Origin of the sequence: Halorubellus salinus (assembly GCF_020567525.1) — an archaeon.
Taxonomy (GTDB): domain Archaea; phylum Halobacteriota; class Halobacteria; order Halobacteriales; family Natrialbaceae; genus Halorubellus; species Halorubellus salinus.
Genome location: NZ_JAJCVI010000001.1, coordinates 402,164 through 420,437, shown reverse-complemented (window position 1 = coordinate 420,437; position 18,274 = coordinate 402,164). Strand labels below are relative to the sequence as shown.

Below are 18,274 nucleotides of genomic sequence, written 5' to 3'. Positions count from 1 at the left end.
GGCGCCGTCTCGCGAAACAACTGAATGTTCGACGATTGCTGACCACAGTACTTAAGCGAATAACATACGGTGTCTATGACATCAAATGGCCAGCACGGAATCTCTCTCGCGAACAATCGCGGACACCGTCACGATAAGCCGCGAACTCCGAGAGGAAGGCGAGATCGACGGCCAAGTCAAGCTCTACAACGTTGAAGACGAGGACGAGTTCGAGGCCGACGCGTCCACGTTCTTCGACCGGACGCTGATGACGCAGGGGCTCCGCGAGGGGTTCGTCGACCTCCGAGACACGCTCCGCGGGGACGAGAACTACGGCACGCACATTCTCTATGGGCCGTACGGGAGCGGGAAGTCCCACCAGATGGTTGCGATGTATCACTGCTTCGCCTCTCCCGACGCCGCCGGCGAATTCGGCGACCGCCATGTCGACGGCTTCGCCGACGCATTGCCCGAGGCGGAGAACTCTGACGCAGTCACCGTCTCACTCCAGCAGCGCCAGCCGGACTTCCTCTGGGAGCCGTTCTTCGATGTCCTCGACTACGAGCCAACGGAGAGCGACCTCGACCCGTACCCGGATATGGAGACGATTCAGGAGGCAGTCGGCGATCGAACGATTGCGTACCTGATGGACGAACTCGAGGACTGGTTCGAGCCACTCAGCGGTGACCGCAAGAAGCGCAACCGCGGGTTCCTGCAGGCGCTTCTCGAAACTGCCGACCTCGACGACAGCGACGTCTTCGCCATCGTCTCCGTCCTCCGAAAGGGCTCGCAGGTTCACAATATTCTCGACCGCGAAAGCGCCTCCGAGGTTAACATGAGTAGCAAAGTGAGCAAGCAGGAGGTCATCCGCCACCGTCTCATCGACGACATCGATGAGAGTGCGGTCGAGGAGATTGTCTCGGGGTACGTGGACGCGTACGCCGACAACGACCACGTTCCCGACTCCGACATCCCGAGCGACCTCGCGGGAAAGATGCGCGATACCTACCCGTTCCATCCAGTCCTCCTGAATGCGCTCGAAACTCGCTACTACGCGGACGAGGGCAACCAGAACACGCGGGGGATGATCTATCTTTTCTCGAAGATTCTGACGACGGCTGCTGACCCCGAAGCCGAACCTGATGACGAGGACGCAGCACGGCTCATCGAAGAGACCGACCTCGTCACACACGGTGACATCGACGCCGTCCTGTTCGACGACGAGCTGACGCGGATCAACATCGACCGGCCGAGCGTCTGTATCGACGACATTCGGAACCGGGTTGACCCGGAGAAGCTCCCGTACGGCCGACGTATCCTCAACACGATCCTGCTCTACAGCCTGAAACCCGACGAGAGTGAGGGTGCAAGCGACTCCGACATCGTGATGGGCACGTACCAGACGGGCGACCTCGTCTCGGACATCATCCTCAACCGCGAGCAGCTCTACGGCGTCGCGTGGTACCTCCACAAACTCAACGGCAAGTACGCAATCCGGGATCGACAGAACCCGAACGCACTCATCCAGAACAAGGCAGAGGACGTCGACGAGAAGATCGCTCTCGGACAGATCGCCGATACCGTCGAGCAGGTATTCGGGAACGACGCGTACCCGGTCGGATTCACCGACGGCGACCTCAAGCAGGTACCCGACAGCCGGGAGGTCAAGGTCGTTGTCAAAGCGAACGAGTGGACACAGGACGAGGTCAAGACCGTCATCAAGAACGCCGACGGGAGTCCAGGACGCGAGTGGCGAAACACTCTCGTGTTCATCCAACCCAGCGGCGACAAGAAGATCGAATCGGGGACGGGATTCATCGAGAAGGCTCGGTACATCGAAGGAGCCGAACGCGTCCTCGACGACGAATCCCTCGACGACGAAATCCGTTCTTCGGTCAAGCGACAGCGCGAGGACGAGCGGCGCGAACTCCGCGACCGGATCGAACTCGCGTACGGGGAGATTCTCGATGGCGATGATCTCCTCAATGAGTTCGACTTGGCCGCCGAGATGGATCTCGACGTGTTCGTCTCTGAGGGTGAACCCCTCAACGCCGGCGACATAGGAGACAGCGTTTCCGCTGAAGGCATCGACCTCCAGCGCCACGTCTGGGACATCGTCGAAGACCTCCTCGACCGGCGGGGGGAGGCCAGTATCGAGGACATTTACGAGCAGTTCCTCCGCCACCCCACCTACCCCATCCCGGGCAGCCCGACAGACGTATTGGATGCAGCAGTCGATGCACTCGAAGACAAGCCCGTGGTCACACATGGCTCGAACGGGTTCTCCGACTCGCTTGCGGGGAGTTCGCTTGACACGATGATACTCCACGAGCGTGACGTCCAGCGGTGGACTGCCGAGGACGTCGAACAGGAACTCCGCAAACGATTCGGTAGCGGTACCAAGTCCATCGACATCGGGAACTTCGAACTCGAACTCCTCGAGGATACGGAGATTTGGCTCGAGGGCGATGGGCACGACACAGTGATGACGGCCGCAGGTCGACTCGCCCAAGACGACCAGTACGTCCTCTACAGCGGCACCGACATCGTGACGAAGGCTCAATCCGACGCAACGATACGCGACATCTCGGAGGCCGAGCGTATCGGCACGTCGGAAGTCCGAGATCGAATCCGGCAGACGCTAGAGGAAAACGGTCGAGCCATCACCCACCGAATACTCGAAGAAGTCCGGCAGGACGAAACGGTCTACCTCTCCGAAGACGACACCGATCGATCGTTCCGTGAAGCGGTCACGGACTTCCTCGTCGACGAGTATCTCATCGATGCAGATCGTGAGTACAAGGACGGCCTTGGTGACCGCGACCCGACTGATGTTACGCTCGTGCCAACTGTGCCGTCCGATGTCGGTGACGAGATTCTCGAGTACATCGCTGGACTCGACGGCGACGACAAATTCACGGTTGGGAGTGTCGCAGAGCGGTTCGACTCGTCTGTGTCCGAAGATGCCGTCCAGACGTTCCTCCTCCAGAACCTTGGTCGTGAAGCCGATCCCGAGTACGTTGTCGGTTCTGGGGCCTCAGATGGTGCGGGCGATCCGTCGCGCTGGTCACCGGGATACGAGTTCCGCGTCCCGAGTGGAGGCTGGCGATTCAAGTTCGACGGCGACGACGTTGCGGGGTTGCGTCGCAAGTGGCGTAAAGACGAGCAGACGGGCGAAGTCACCTACGGTGAAGTCAGGTTCGTCCTGAGCAACCGAATGGGAATCCCGGGCCCGCTGCAAGGCACAGCGAATGTTAAGGAGACTATGACCAAGCTGACGCTCGAATCCGGTGAAGACTACACGAAGATTCGCGACCTGTTCGAGAGAATGCCCGAGGAGGCATCGAACATCTCCGTTGAAATCAACTTCGAGTAACGATGGTCGAACACGGAAAACTATCTGGCGAGTACAACATTGTCGACGAGGACGAGTACGATCTCTTCGACCACCAAGTCCCAATTGAGGAGTTCCAAAACATGCTCCGCGAAGATGACGTGCCCGATGAGGTATGCGTCGTTGGACTCGACGGCATCTTTGGTGATGACGACGCCGTGAGTGAGCTGTCGAAGCTGATGGATCGGCAGGCGAATACCCTCGAAAACCGCCGTCCGCTTCCGGCGATTCAGTTCGCAGTCGAAGGAACGTTCCAGCGCCGGCAACGGGACTTCGAGTTACAGACCGGCGGCGACCTCTACCGGTTGAGCCGTATTTTCGGGCCACAAATCGAGCGTCGAAGCAGTGGTTGGCTCACAGCTCCCTTCTAAAGGGTCGCTTACAACAGCCGGAAGTCGTCCGCGACCGAAACGTCGACAGGAACGCCGTCTTCTCCACGCGTTACGAAGTACAGGTCGATACGTTCCTTGTGTTCTTCTCGGCGGAAAACCGGCACGCAGGTCGTTTTCTCGGGTGGATAATCCTTGCATTGTGTCTCGATCTGCCGACGCGTCCACTTGCCTCCCTGTTCGAGATCAGACCGCGACCGATACTGGTTCGACAAGGTGTCTGCCGCAGCGTTGACGACGCGTAGCGAAAACTCGTGGACATTGCTGAAGTCGAATGGGCCGTCGGGTTCGGTCAAACGACTCAGATCGGCTATTTCGTGCTGGTCGAGACATAGTGCGTGTTCCCCGACAGCTTTGAACAGTTCGAGGGCGGGATATACCTCTCCGAGTGCCTCGTACAGGTAGTCCCGGATACTGCCGTGGTACTCTTCGAGAGAGAATGCATCGGTCGCTGGGGAGACAACCTGTAAGTTTGCTCCTGTTTGCGAGACCGTCCGAGTCCGGGGTTCACCGAGTGGCGTCAGGAATCCCATCTGGGCAGTGTCCAGAAGATACGCGTAGCTGAAGAGGCGTGACCGTGACCCGCCGCTCTTCACCGGATCTTTGCCCTCGGCGTAGTACTTCGAGTCGAGGACAGCGAGCGTCTGGTCGCCTTCCTCAACGGCGTGATCCGGCTGATGGTACACCTGTGACTCCCTGTCGAATGGTTTGAGCGTCGGGGAACGAACCGCGGAGACGTTCTCGGTCTGATCGATGTAGTCGTTCGCTTTGATTGCGTCAAGTTCGTCCTCGATAGCGACCTGCGAGTATTGCTCGAACAGCGACTCCATATTGAGAACGTAGTCGACGACCAGTTCGCGGTCACCCTCCATTGCTGGCGTTCCCAGTGATGATGCAACCACCGCCTTTGCGACCTCGGTAGCCTGACGATAGTAGTGGCGCTGCTTCGGGAGGTCGTGCAACGAAAACCGCCTATACTCCGGAATTCGCCGGCGACCACTTGTCACGTCTAACTGCTCCAGGTGCCGTACCTCCTCATGTACCTGCGAGAAGATGTGGTAGTACGCCTGATGGTCGTACTTGTCCTCGTACTGCCGAAAGAGTCGCAGAAGGTGCGTGCCGGCGTAGTGGAGGAGCGAGTTGGCTGGGTTGTCGTAGTTGACCTCCTTCAGCAGGCAGTGCTGCTTTGCACGGCCCTCGGCCTGATTGAGGAGCGACTGCTCGATGTCGATGACGCCTCTGGGCTGTTCGAGATCGGCCCGCCGAGTCTCCAGTTGTCGAACGAACCCGTTTCGGTGGATGTTCTCTAGTCCGTTGAGGTAGTTGATCGCAAGTATCAGGAAGACGTCCTCTAAATCGACGTCCTCTGTTCGAAACTCGTCGAGTGGGATGCCGTGATACTCGATCGAGCGTTTACGACCGTGAACTGCCAGCAGCATATCGAAGATGTCGTCCCAATCGATCTTCGGCTCGATCCGGAGTTTCGACTGGGGGGTGAGGGTGACGATACCCACGTTGTCCCGCGCAGTCACGTGCATCACTGGGCCGTCGACTCGAACTTTGACGACCCGGTACTCCTTGTCTCGGTCGTCGAGCGACTCCTGAGTCTTCACGAAGACGTTGGCGGCCTCCTGCTCGAAGGAGGCGCGACGGAGCTGTTCGTCGATCGAGGGAGGACAGCCTTCGATCCGTATCTCACCTCGCTCCGGGACACTGAACGTGCCGGGCTTGTAGGTGTACGATTCGTCAGGGTCGGAGATGCTCATTGCTCGTAGGAACCCATCCGACGGCGCTCGGCCTCGAGTTCTCGGCTGGCGAGGTCGGCCGCCGGCGCGAGGTCGAACATCTCGAAGGACTTGTTGAGCGCCCGGTAATGCTCCTCGATCTGCTCGATTTGCGGGAACGCCGCCGAATTCAGTAGCCGGGGGACGATGAACGTGCGGAACGCCTGTCCGACGGCTTCCTCGGGTGCATCCATGTACAGACTCTCGTCCTGGAGGGCTTCGCGGAGGAATATGGTCACGTCACGGTAGTGCATCGGCCCGAAGCGCATGATCGGGCCGCGCGAGGCCTGCTCGGAGCCGTTGTTGATACCGTCGTAGTCGGCCTCGAAGAGTTCCAGCAGGTCGTCGTTGCCGAGGAGGGGGATGTCGCCGAGATTGCTCTCGAGCCAGCCTTCGAACAGAGACCGGCGGTCGTCGTCCTCGTACTCGTCGAGTTCGACCATCGCAAATCGACGCGTGATGGCATTGTCCAGCTCGTTGACCGTCCGGTCGGACATGTTCATCGTGCAGATGATGCTCACGTCCTCGTCCAGCTCGATGGTCTCGCCGTCGTCCGTTTCGATCAGCGTCTGATTGCGGTTTTCGATGGCGGTATAGAGCGGCCCGAAGATCTGTGAGATGTCGGCTCGCGTTATCTCGTCGAGGATGACTGCATAGGGGATATTGAAATCACGAGCGCGCTTGACACCCTCCGAGACGGCACCGAGTTCGGTCTCGTAGTTCAGAGACCGATAGCCCGAAGAACCGGTGAGGCTCGGCCCGATTCCGCCGATGATGTCCTTGGCTGTCCACGATGGCGTTGCCGTATGTAGTGAGTAGCCGACGCAGTGACGTAGTGCAAGTTGCTTCGCGAAGGTGGTCTTCCCAGTACCAGTCGGGCCGTAGAGGACGACTGGCTTGCCAGTCCGCAATGCGGTCTTGGCATTCCGTTCCACCTCATCGGGAACGAGGATACTCCCAGGGGTATCGTCGCCACGCGTGATGACGGTTCGCTTCAAGTCCTGTGAGGCCTTCCCCGACTCGAGGACTGCTCTGCGTATTTGTCCCACACCCTGATCGCCTTCGTGGTGGAGATCGAGTTGTTGCTCCCTAATGAGGTACTCCAAGACCTCGGCACTGTTGGCTCCCTCGATGGCTTCGACGACCCGATCATCTACGGCGCGGAGGACGTCGAGGTCGCCCTTCACGTCTTCGAGAGAATAGGATTCTTCCGATGAGCTACTCATTTGATAACTCTCTTTTCAGACTGAGGCATTAAAAACGTGCCTTCGGATTGATGCATGAAGACGGAACACCGGAACACCTCCGATTACATCACTATTGGGGACGACGCTACCGTCGGCGTGGGAACTTGGTCTTCGCTAATGGTTGGATAGAGAATGGCTCTTCAGCTACTGGGCTACGATTCAGGATTGTCTCTGTATTCTCAGCCGGTGTGTATGGACTCTCTCCACGCCCGAAGAAACTATTTGATACCCCTCAGACCATGGTGAATAATGGCAAAGACGGGGACTTTTGAACGAGAATATCGCTCCATTGACGACCTTGAGCCGCATCCTGTAAACGACACCGTCTACGGCGACCGTACGGAACCCGATGAGGGCTTCCTCGCGAGTATTGAGAAACACGGTATCATAGAACCAGTCGTAATCGACCCGAAGCCTAATCCTAGAGAAGATGACGACCGTGCGACCATTATTTCTGGCCACAGAAGAGTTGAGGCTGCCAAGCAACTCGGACTGGAGCGAGTCCCTGTTCGAACGAAGCAATACGAAACCGATCTTGACCGGCGCGAGCATCTGATTGAGTTCAACCGAGATCGGGACAAGACGTTCAGCCAGAAGATGCGCGAAGCAGAAGAGTTGGAACGAATCGAAAAGAGGCGGGCACAGCGTCGTCAAGGGACGCGTACCGACCTCGTGGAAAATCCATCACAAAGTGGCGAAGAGCCGCAGTGTTACTCTAGTGAGGACTACGGGAAGACCCGTGACAGAGTAGGTGAAAAGGCAGGGATTGGATCTGGTCGAACCTATGACAAGGCGAAAGAAGTGTGGGAAGCCGCAAGGGCGGGAGATACCGTCGCTCAGCACGAGATCGACAGACTCGATCGTGACGAACAGTCTATACACGGTGCGTATCAGAAGGTTCGCGGGCGGCTTGAACACGAAGAGACTGAAGATGTCGGAGACGACGGCGAACCGGGTGGAGCCGATGAGAAGTCGGACTCCTCCTCTGATAAGAACGAGGATAATCGAGAACAGGTTTCGACTGAGGACGTAGTTCTCTCCGCTCACGTTGGAGGTAATGACGAGGTCTTCCCAGAGATACTGGACTTGCACGTTGATACTGGAGCAACTGTGGCGGATGTCACCTACGGAAAGGGGGTGTTCTGGCGACAAGTCCGAACAGGAAAGTACGATTTTACTGCGACGGACATCGACCCTTCCAGATCGCCGAACTCCACGGAGGGTATCGACTGCCGTGACCTCCCGTACGACGACGCGTCGTTTGACTGCGTGGTGCTAGACCCGCCATATGCCGAGGGATTCTACGAGACACGTGACAAGCCTTCGGACAACGATTTCTGGATCAAAGACAGGTATGTCGGCGATCACGGAGAGCAGTCCGCAACGTATCACGAGGCAGTATTGGAGATGTATGCTACCGCTGGAAAGGAAGCGCACCGCGTATTGCGCGAAGGAGGCATCCTCATCACGAAACTGCAGGACGAAGTTAGTCGAAACGAGCAACGGCTCACACACATCGAGGTCACGGACATCTACGAAGAGATGGGGTTCCACACGAAGGACTTGTTTGTGGTCGTTCGACAGGATACCCCGACTGTAGGTAAAATGTATGAGCAACGCCGAGCGCGAAAGAACCACTCGTACTTTTTGATCTACGAGAAACGCACCGACGATTAAGTTCGGATGGACAACGCGTTTGTGTGTTCTCCCGGTAGAGGCCATATGCCGGAGTTCAGTCCTCTCCAGTGACCCCTGTTCACGGAGGGTTGAGACGACGAGGAGGAACGCTCCAAGTGCCATGCGGGGATATGAGGAACGGCTATGTTGTCCAGCCAGTAGCCCTATCATTTCGAATGGGTTATCAACAGTCTCAGAGGGGATGACGATTGTCGACTCGGTGGTTTGGGTACTGTAAGCGTGATGCCTGCGTCCCCACCAGAACCAATGTGGACTCAAACTGCGAGCACTCGCTCTTCACGGCCCGCCGTTTCTGAGATTGCGCAAACAATTTGGCAAATGAGAGAAATGTGTCTCTCAGATGGCGAGCGAGGACGACGACATCGAGCGACGGTCTCCCCATTCACTCTCACCACACCCCCAAAACGAAGAAATCTACGGTGATCGTAATCTCGAGAACGAGGAAGACACACCGTTTCTCGAGTCGATCCGCGAGAACGGCGTGTTGACCCCCGTCATCGTAGACGGGGCCAATCAAATCATCTCTGGTCACCGTCGCGTCGAGGCCTCCAAGCAGGTGGGGCTGGAAACCATCCCAATCACTGCTCGGGAGTTCGACTCCGACTTTGAACGTACCGAGCTGCTCGTCCATTCCAACCGACAGCGATCGAAGACTGTCTCCCAGAAACTCCGCGAGGCCGAAGCCCTCGAACGCGTCGAGCGCGAACGGGCACGGGAACGTCAAGGGGCACGAACTGACACCTCCTGTTCAGATGAACGGGAAGTGGACGACGGACTGACTCGAGATAGAGTCGCGGAGAAGGTCGGTTTCGGCTCAGGTTCGACGTACCACCGGGCGAAGACCGTCTGGGAGGCCCGCGAATCCGACGAAAAGACAGTGGCAGCGGTCGCCGAGGAACAACTCGGGCAATTGGACGAGGAGAAGCAGTCGATCAGCGCGGCCTACTCCGAGGTGAAAAACGCTCAAAACAGGGTGAACGAGTCCTCAAACGAAGACGAGTCCGAGCCGGCATCGAATGACCCAACCCGCTCGTCAGACCCACGCATAACGTTGTTACAGGGCGATGCGGGATCGCTTCCCATTGATGACGAGACAGTCGACGTTATCGTCACTTCCCCACCCTACAACCTTGGACACGAACGGTGGACAATGGGCTGGCGCTCGCTTCGCGAGGAGGGCGTCGGCTATTACGACGACCGTCCTGAAGACGAGTATCAGGACTGGCAGCAGCAAATCCTCTCCGAGTGCTACAGAGTGGCCCGCGAGGGCGCGTCTCTGTTCTACGTACACAAGGTACGGATCGATGGAGGCGAGGTAATCCACCCTGTGGAATGGCTCCGATCGCCGGCGAACCCCTGGTCGGTTCGACAGGAAATCGTCTGGAATCGCAAATCGACCCATAACCACGAACCGACGCTTTTCCGGCCACAGGATGCTCGCATCTACTGGCTGACGAAGGGTACGCCGGCAGTCCCCGACGAGGGTATTGATATGGATTCTGTGTGGGACATCTACGGGCCGCGGCCCGACACAGATCACCCAGCGCCGTTCCCCGAAGAGATTCCAGAGGCCTGTCTCGAAGCAGTGGCATCTGATGGCGACGTCGTGTTAGATCCGATGGGCGGGTCTATGACGACCTGTCGAGCCGCTTCCGATCTCGGATACCAGAGTATTGGTGTGGACACAAATCGTGACTACATCGTTGACGCCCAGCAGAAACAGAGCGATGGTTCGACCTGATAATTGGGTCTGCAGGCACCCGATCGAAACTTGAGTTAGGAGGCGCCGACTTGCTGGCGTCTTACGACGCGTCGGCCGGCTGACCACTCTCGGTCGGCAGTTCGAGTTTGGCTGCAGTGGCTTGATTGATGGTCTCTGCCACCTCTCTGAGGTCGTCTTCTTCGAGGGTCTCGACGGCCTGGCGAATGCTTCGCCGCAACACTTCTTGCTGGCTACGCTCCTCAAGAAGCCGCTCTGCATCGGCAATACCGTCGAGTTGCACGAGTTCATCGCTATCGACGCGGTAGTATCGGCGACCCTTCTCGTTGCCGCTGTGGCTAAACCATACTTCCTCGACGATAGTTCCGTCAGATACCTGTGTGGTCTGCGCCCGGTTTCGCTTGGTATGCTGGGCGATGACGAAGTCTCGATCAAACCGGTACTCGGGGTGCGTGTCCGTCAGGACTGCAACCCACTGCTTGTTGCCTGCACTCTTGCTAGCTTCGAGACTGTACTCATTCAAGTTTAGATCTGGACTCGCCATTGTTGATAGTTTGATCAGGGCGACGTCTCCGTCTCGCGGTGTTCTTCGACCGCTCTTTGCAATCGTTCCGGGAGGAATTCCGAGGCCACCCGTTCGATGTATTCGTCTACCACTTCGGATAGCGACTCAGAACAGGCCTGGAGAACCCGGTCTCGAGTGACGTTCTCGGCGGCGTTTAATTCTGCGCCGATATTGAAACGCGTCTCGGCAACGCTCTGTTGTATTCTCATACTCGATGCGTTCGCTGGCGACTCGATTCGAATGGGGACGGTGAACCTCCCCGACGGTGGGACGAGCGGTTCGTGACCGTCGGCTCGGAAGACCAACGTAGACTCTGGCAGTGGGAGAACCTTCGATAGGTATCCGTCACCACTCTCTTTGGCTTTCTGACGGGTGAGCGACTGCAGTTCATAGAGATACCGGTGATAGTCCCGTGCAATCCTCCGTACTGTACCGTCCGCTAGCCAGCCCGGGTTAAATTCTGAGATCGTCCGCAGCGGCTCTGCTTCGTCGACGAACTTCTGTAACCGTTCTGCGTCGGTCGGGACTCTCCTCGAGCGGTACACGTCGACCTCGATGTGGTCGGCCCACGGTCGAATCACGTCCGCGTACGTCCACGCGAGCCAGTATGCCTCTACGTCGCCGTTATCGACGACGTACAGTACTTCATACTCGAGGAGGTCGTTCCCGGCCAGCAACTCGTGTTCAGGCACGTTCACTGCAGTCGGGCGCGGCTCGACGACGTTCCCGGTGTCCGTCGTTTCGAACCCGTATTCTGAACCCGGGCTCTCTGTGAACTGCTGTGCAATTGCTGGCGTGGTCGTTCCATTCAATTCCTCCCAGTCGACGCGTCCGTGGACGTTCAGGGAGTCGCGAAGTTCATCGAGGAGTTGGATGTTCTCTGCGCCATTCTGCGAACTGTAGATGTTGAACCGGTCGTTTCGTTGTCGCTCCGCGATGAGTGCTCGGTGACTCATTTTGCACCACCTGCTTATCGAGTGCCACTTTTGTACGCGTTGCCTGACGGCCCTCCGAGGGTCTGAGACGACGGATTTATCAACTTCCCGTATCGGTCTGGATTGCTTCTCGTCCCCCTGTCCCCTCCTTGCTCTGCGATCCACCCTCTCGTAAGTAAGGAATGGAATCGATTGGTGCCCAGTCTACAACGAAGACGAGGATCACGTATAACTGGTCAATTTGCAGCACGCGGTGCAGCCTTTACTTCCCGCGAACTCTTTCGATGGGCCCGACAATGTCCACGCAATGTAAGGTCGATCGTGTCCGTGACGCGTACGGCCTTTCCAATCTCGAGGCACGCATCAGGCGCCGCCGTGAAAACGAAGATGCGAGCCTTCGAAGTCTGGAAGAGTTCCTGAATCAGTTGATCCTGCTTCGAGCGATGGAGAGTGTAGGGATGGCCGTCTTGGATGGGGAAGCCGAGAACTACTATCGGTTGTTGACCGACGAGGAGGTGACGGAGTCCGCTCGTCGAGAGGCCGAATCAGAACTCCAACAGGAGGGTCTTGACATCGAGCAAGTGACCGAAGACTTCGTTAGTTACCGCACGATCAAGAAGCATCTGAACGAGTGTCTCTGCATTTCGACAAGTCGCGAGTACGAACCCGATGTCGATAGCGAGCGAAAGCGGTTGTCGAAACTCGCCGCTCGAGTCAAGACGGTCGCCAGCAAGATATTGGATCGCTTGGAAGCGCACGAGGCCATCCACATAGAAGATCCACGTTTCAGCATCGACATCCACGTTCGATGTGGGAATTGCAACCGTCGTCACGACCTGCTCGAGTTCCTTCATGGGACTGGAGTTTGCCCATGTGTGGAAGGAGCAGTGCCCGGTCAAGAGAAGGAAGAACTGTAGTCAGTCAAAGCTAGATTTTGGATTGATTCTCCAGCCAGAACGCATGGAACAGTTCCTTCGCATTTAGACAGTGTCGTCGATTGTAATTCTGCAGCGGAGGCGGGTGAGCACTTATGTTTGTGAACGAGCAACGGCGGGCCCGCAATGACCACGGAGAGACCAGCAGATGGCAATCACGCATCCCTCACGGTGAGCGACATCGGCGGGATCCAGCAAGCCGCAATCGAGATGACACCAGGGTTGACGACGCTCGCTGGAGCAAACGCGACCAATCGCACTTCGCTCCTCCAGGCCCTGAACGAGACTCTCGGTGGGACTATGGGCTCGGTCAGACGGGGCGCTGGGGACGAACAGGCTCACGCCGAATTGACGGTGAACGACGAAACGTGCCGTCGAACACTCGCTCAGTGGGAGGGTTCCATCACACGGGGCGGGAGTCCGTATACGACCAACTCCACCATCGTCGATCTGTACGCGTCGTTGCTGGAGCGAAACGAGATTCGCCGACTGATTGAGAGCGGGGATTCGGCGTCGATCGACCGCAAGTTGCCGGATCTCTTGATGGCGCCGATCGACGTGGACGCTATTCAGGCCGAGATCGAGGAACGACAACAGCGTAAACGCACGATCGAGAACCAACTTGAGAAGATCGAGGCGAAAAAGGCGGAGCTTCCCGGCCTCGAAGAACGCCGGCGAGAAGAGGAACGCACTATCGAAGAACTCGAGAGTGAAATTGCGGCCAAACGGGAGCAGATCACCGATCTCGACATCGATCGCGGAGCGGCGGAAGCGGCTGAATCGCAACTCGACGAGTTGGAAACCGCTCAAGAGGAATACCGTAGCATCGAGGCGACCATCGAGCGCAAGGGACGTTCCCTCGAAGAAAGCCAGCAACGGCTCGGTGACAAGCGCGACGAGCTGACGGAGGTTGAACAGAGAATCGAGGAAACGTCTGCACCAGACGAGGAGACGATCCAGACACTCGAAGAGAGACGCGATAAGGTGGCGCACGTTGCTTCCCTGCTCGACAGTTTGGCCGAGGCGAGCCGGTCACTGACGACGACCGAACAGACACTTGCTCTCCCTGATGCACTCAGACTCGATGAGGACGTCACTGGGGCTCTCGATCCAGGAGCGCAGACCATCGCATGCCCCACCTGTGGAAGCACCGTCGAGCGCGAGACGGTTCACGATCGTATCGACGTCATTCGGTCGAGCGCGACGAAACACCACGAGAAAGCCGACGAGATCGAAGAGCAACAGTCGAAACTCCGCTCGAAGCGCCAGCAACTGGAGCAACTGCAGCGAGAGCAACAGGGTCTCGAAAACGACATTCAACGTCTCGAACACCGTATCGACGAGGCCGAGGAGCGGATTAGCGAGCTCAAACACGACCTCGAAGAGAAGCAGGAGGACATCGACGATCTGTACGATCGGGTCGAAGAGATGAGAGAGCACCGTAATCGGGAACTGGAGACGCTATACGACGAAATCGCTGACTTGCAGGGAGAGCGCGCAGATGCGGAAGCGAACCTCGACCGACTCGAATCCCAAATCCTGGAGCATGAGTCCACCGTTGACGAGGAAGACGCACTGCGTGAGGAGAAGGCCGAACTGGAGGAGGCGATCGAGGAACGGCGTGGTCGCATCAGCTCACTCGAGAAGCGCGTGCAAGAGGAAGCCTCGAACCACATGAGTGCGCTGGTCGAACGCCTCCAGTACGACCGAATCGAAGGGATTCGACTCGACCGCAAGCCATCGGAGGCACCGGCTTCGTTCTCAGAGTTCGAACTCGTGGTCGCGCGACGCCGCGAGGATGGGGTGGTGATTGAGGAACGCGATTTGGCAACGCTCTCTGAGTCCGAAAGATCGCTGATTGGCCTCGTGGTCGCGCTCGCGGGATACATCGCACATGAAGCCGCTGACGAAGTGCCATTCCTGTTGCTCGACTCGATCGAGCAGTTCGACTCGGGTCGAATCAACAGGCTGCTGCAGTATGTTCGTGAGGAGGTCGACGTGACGTACGTCATCGCTGCCCTGCTGCCAGAAGACGCGAGTGGAATTACCGTGGGGCACACAGAGATCGAAGCCGATAGCCTGACCTAGATTCATCGGAGCGTAAGCGTCCAAGACGCACGCGTGGGATTCACCATCAAAACCACGGCAGGGAGGGAGCTGATGAAGGTCTAGAGTGTCATAAGATGGGTTTCATGTCGGTTGATTTCGAGAGTCCTGGCACGAATCGCCTGTTCAGTGAGGATGCGAATTATACGATGGAGACACGGAGGAAGTACCATTGGCCTTCGTATCGGACGTACTCAAATCGGTCTTTATCATTGAAGCGGAATACGTCTTGGTTGACGTTACAGTCGCACTCGTGAGCTTCCAGAAAGACCTCCTGTTGGGTTTCGTTGAGCTCGGAAAAGTTGGCTTTCGCGCTTGCGTTGACCGCTTCGACGGTGTCGTTATCTACTGCCGAGACAGACAGGAGGTTATCACCCTTCTGTGGCTCACCGGTTGTATCCGGTGTCGTCTTGGTCGTCGTGATCGTCTTGGTTGGGGGTTCGGTGGTCGTCGTCTCAGCCGTAGTTCCCCCGGGGAGATTCGTACACCCCGCGAGCGCAATATTCACAACAAGGAACACGGTCAGAAGGCCCGTTCGGGCACGCATACCAGTTTGACCCCACGACAACGGTAAATGTTTTCTCACGGCTCTTGGTTAGTATCGTCCCTGTATCTCTCGCGAACGAAATAACAGAATAAATTTACATAACTTGGCGCGTGCTGAAAACAGAGCGAGGATCTTGCAGATCGGCACGTCCGAAATCGGCGCTAACCAACGATGCGTACTCATCAGTGCGCTGGTCAACACAAGGAGAAAGCAATTTTCACCACTTCCATCTGAGACCGAATTATACGGGAGAAGCCACCGGATCCCAGTAGTGGTGTGTCACCCGGAGGCTCCTGGTCAGAATCTGCTATTCTTCTGATATGCTGGCGATTTGATCCTGAATAGCAACGGTGGGCTCCGGCTTAAAAAAATCTCCACCCCAGAGCGTGTCCTCTCCCGAACAAACCTCATCTGCCCCATCCGGGATAAGCCGAATCTCAATAGGCCCCACCTCGATATGAAGCGTGATTATTTCGATGACGAAGTGCATTCCGTACTCGCGACTCTTTTCAACTTCACGCGTCTTCTCGAGCCAGCTCTCGTCGACTCGCGAATCCTCCTTCAGTGCATCCTCCCAGTGGTTGATAAGGCGATAGCCCAGTTCTTGCTTGGGTAGGAGGTTCGGAGGGTGGAAGGTATGCGGAAGGTCTACTTCTGACATCCCACCTGCTGACTGGATTTTGGCTTCAAACTCATCTCGAAGCTCAAGGAGCAAACTGATAACTCTCTCCAGTGGGTCTGCCCTCGTTTCTTTTTCCGTCACGAGAAACTTATCGACTTCTTCGTCGTCTTCGGGTAACTCGTCGGTGTAGTTCGATAGCCTCACTTGATACGTCGCCATTATCAGTGACTTCGTGGTGACGAATATAGCCCCGTCGTCTGCGGGGGTGGCTTCGATGGCTCTCTCAACCTCCCGAGACGACGTATTTTTGTTCTGGACTAGCTGACCGATATCTAGACTGTGAAGGATATCGCATGCCCGACCTGTAACGCCAGTAGGTACCCGACGAACTCCCCGCACGAACACACTGTAAATATTGTGACAAAGCGGCCAAGCCTTCGACGTGGAAGTGCCCTTGGTGTAATACGAACGAGGATGTGACTCAGAATCCGCACGATGATCCAGCCCGCTACTATTGCTACGAATGCAATCTGGTCTTCGACCCACGATGATCGTGGGGCAACTTGACCGATAGGGAGTATATGTCGTGGATAGACCAGACTTATTCTCACTAGAATTTACCATCAAGATGCGACCGGTGGCTGCTGACCTGTGATTGTCGATGGGGAACCTGTATCTAACGGTTCGATCTATCGCTGCTGGTAGAGGACGGCTTTGAGCTCCCAGTTCCATCTCACCCGGGCAGCCTTCAAAAGGATGGATACCGACGATCGCAGCCAATGGACTCACCCGATAGGATTCCCAAGCGTAACCGGCTCAAGTCCCAATTTCGTCGCCAGTGGGCAGATCGAGGAAGCAACGACGATGAAGAGCGATACTACGAGGACGATGCGGAACGGCGTTATCCGAGTGCCACGACCATCATAGAGCGAATCGACTTCGAGGACTATCCCGAGGACTCTCCACTACACGAGAGTCAAAATCAACGGCGAACGCGGCGACGACACACGTCGAAGTGGTGGGTGAAAACCTGGTACAAGCAACAGCTCGGTATCCTCGCCCACCACCAAATCACGAACCAGATGGACGTCACCACGCCGGATGGCAGAGTCGATGCGCGGGAGGAATTGATCGAACCCTCGGACGAACGCGTGCGGAAGCTCTCGAAAAAGGAACTGTTCGACACGCTGAGCGGGTATAATGACGTTGGACTGGTTGCGGACAACTGGGAGTACAATCGCTATCCCGCACCACATCCCCTCCTCGATATTGCCAAGAAGGATGCCGAAGAGATCGCACATCTATGGCGAACCATCATCCGACCGGACGTGGGACTTGAGTACGAGGAGGTATGGCGTGGGGAATTGATGTTCGTCCACCTGCTCGAGGATAGCGGCTGGCCTCCGCTCGGTTACGGCGGACAGATCGACCTCGTTGCCGATCTTCGTGACAAGATTCGAGCCGTCGATCTAAAAACTGGAAGGATACGGATGGCTCATCGGATGCAGGCTGTGGCCCAACAGCACGCCTTTTCTGAGATTGAAGGGGCAGCTCTCGTCCACGTAACACCTACCGGAGACTGGGAGATAGAGTGGTCGGAGGACTGGCCACAAGAATCACTCTGGCAGCAGTTTCAGGCCGAACTCGTCCTCGCAGAACAGGATGACGCGTTCGACTTCTGACCGGGTTCTCAACAGCGCCTGCTACGCTGCACGCAGGCCGGCATTTATCAGATACTCTGAACAACTCTACCAGTACACCGTATGGCCCAAATGAACCCGGACTCGCTCTCAGATGTCGATGTGAAGCACGTTGAACGGCACGGGAACACCGACCATTTTGCAGCGGAGTTGCGTAGCGATGCCCGCCTGCACGTGACCGTCTCCGACAATAACCAGATCTGTGCGACGCTTCACGATGGAGATCAGCAAGCAGCCATCGTCGTTGATGACGATGGAGAGTTGAGTCATGTCTACCGAGATGCAAGTGTCGAGGATGAAGCACGGGAATGTACCGGGGCTTCGGCGCTTGGAACCCACCGAGATTGAATTACATGCGGGAGAGAATCTGCAACTCTACGACGACGCGGAACATCAACTATACCGCAGTCATGGTACAATGAGTTCCTAATGATGATGGCAGACAGTAGGGTCAGTCCCGAACGCGAACAGATCGGGACTCGTAGCGACGGTGCCACGCACTCGGAACGTTCTCGTGTTCGAGTCGCACTCTACACGAACACCCCACCTCCCCTTCCATATCCTCGCCGAGCGGTTCGACGTCCGCCCCACACATCCCGCACACAAACGAATTTGAACCCGACATCAGGATTACTTGATGATAGATTTTCAAC

14 protein-coding genes are annotated in these 18,274 nt (G+C 57.0%); 7 read left to right on the top strand and 7 right to left on the bottom strand.

Going from position 1 to position 18,274, the window contains the following annotated elements:
• Positions 1–85: 85 nt before the first annotated feature.
• A complete protein-coding gene (locus LI336_RS02105; RefSeq protein WP_227130964.1) occupies positions 86–3,355 on the top strand; it encodes a DUF499 family protein in 3,270 nt (1,089 codons plus the stop codon).
• A gap of 2 nt (positions 3,356–3,357) precedes the next feature.
• The gene (locus tag LI336_RS02100) at positions 3,358–3,744 is read left to right on the top strand and encodes a DUF8076 family protein (RefSeq protein WP_227130963.1); all 387 of its coding nucleotides are present in this window, start codon (positions 3,358–3,360) and stop codon (positions 3,742–3,744) included.
• 8 nt (positions 3,745–3,752) lie between these two features.
• On the opposite strand, the gene LI336_RS02095 is transcribed toward LI336_RS02100, so the two are convergent.
• Complete coding sequence (locus tag LI336_RS02095) at positions 3,753–5,522, bottom strand: McrC family protein (protein ID WP_438267266.1); 1,770 nt, start codon at positions 5,520–5,522, stop codon at positions 3,753–3,755.
• A gap of 2 nt (positions 5,523–5,524) precedes the next feature.
• Positions 5,525–6,772 (bottom strand): AAA family ATPase, encoded by a 1,248-nt coding sequence (locus LI336_RS02090; protein WP_227130961.1) that lies wholly within the window; start codon positions 6,770–6,772, stop codon positions 5,525–5,527.
• Between the two features lie 270 nt (positions 6,773–7,042).
• On the opposite strand from LI336_RS02090, the gene LI336_RS02085 reads away from it, so the two are divergent.
• Together LI336_RS02085 and LI336_RS02080 are read left to right on the top strand one after the other, a co-directional pair.
• Complete coding sequence (locus LI336_RS02085) at positions 7,043–8,470, top strand: ParB N-terminal domain-containing protein (protein ID WP_227130960.1); 1,428 nt, start codon at positions 7,043–7,045, stop codon at positions 8,468–8,470.
• A gap of 361 nt (positions 8,471–8,831) precedes the next feature.
• Positions 8,832–10,232, top strand: a complete 1,401-nt coding sequence (locus tag LI336_RS02080; protein ID WP_227130959.1) for a DNA methyltransferase — start codon at positions 8,832–8,834, stop codon at positions 10,230–10,232.
• Between the two features lie 61 nt (positions 10,233–10,293).
• Here the strand turns inward: LI336_RS02080 and LI336_RS02075 are convergent, their stop codons facing one another.
• Together LI336_RS02075 and LI336_RS02070 are read right to left on the bottom strand one after the other, a co-directional pair.
• Positions 10,294–10,734 carry a hypothetical protein gene (locus tag LI336_RS02075; RefSeq protein WP_227130958.1) on the bottom strand — a complete coding sequence of 147 codons (441 nt, stop codon included), beginning with the start codon at positions 10,732–10,734 and terminating at the stop codon, positions 10,294–10,296.
• A 35-nt stretch (positions 10,735–10,769) separates the two neighbouring features.
• On the bottom strand, positions 10,770–11,732 hold the full coding sequence (locus LI336_RS02070; protein ID WP_227130957.1) for a DUF6735 family protein: 963 nt from the start codon (positions 11,730–11,732) through the stop codon (positions 10,770–10,772).
• 275 nt (positions 11,733–12,007) lie between these two features.
• Here LI336_RS02070 and rdfA point away from each other — a divergent pair, with 275 nt between their 5' ends.
• Positions 12,008–12,628, top strand: coding sequence for a rod-determining factor RdfA (rdfA, locus tag LI336_RS02065; RefSeq protein WP_227130956.1), 621 nt, complete (start codon positions 12,008–12,010; stop codon positions 12,626–12,628).
• A 144-nt stretch (positions 12,629–12,772) separates the two neighbouring features.
• Complete coding sequence (locus LI336_RS02060) at positions 12,773–14,734, top strand: archaea-specific SMC-related protein (RefSeq protein ID WP_227130955.1); 1,962 nt, start codon at positions 12,773–12,775, stop codon at positions 14,732–14,734.
• 160 nt (positions 14,735–14,894) lie between these two features.
• Here the strand turns inward: LI336_RS02060 and LI336_RS02055 are convergent, their stop codons facing one another.
• Entirely contained in the window at positions 14,895–15,299 is a 405-nt protein-coding gene (locus tag LI336_RS02055) for a DUF7979 domain-containing protein (RefSeq protein ID WP_227130954.1), read from the bottom strand.
• 307 nt (positions 15,300–15,606) lie between these two features.
• Positions 15,607–16,140: a hypothetical protein gene (locus LI336_RS02050; protein WP_227130953.1), complete on the bottom strand. Its 534-nt coding sequence runs from the start codon at positions 16,138–16,140 to the stop codon at positions 15,607–15,609.
• A gap of 560 nt (positions 16,141–16,700) precedes the next feature.
• On the opposite strand from LI336_RS02050, the gene LI336_RS02045 reads away from it, so the two are divergent.
• Entirely contained in the window at positions 16,701–17,603 is a 903-nt protein-coding gene (locus tag LI336_RS02045) for a hypothetical protein (RefSeq protein ID WP_227130952.1), read from the top strand.
• 108 nt (positions 17,604–17,711) lie between these two features.
• Here LI336_RS02045 and LI336_RS02040 read toward each other — a convergent pair whose 3' ends face one another.
• The gene (locus LI336_RS02040) at positions 17,712–17,891 is read right to left on the bottom strand and encodes a hypothetical protein (RefSeq protein ID WP_227130951.1); all 180 of its coding nucleotides are present in this window, start codon (positions 17,889–17,891) and stop codon (positions 17,712–17,714) included.
• Positions 17,892–18,274: the final 383 nt, after the last annotated feature.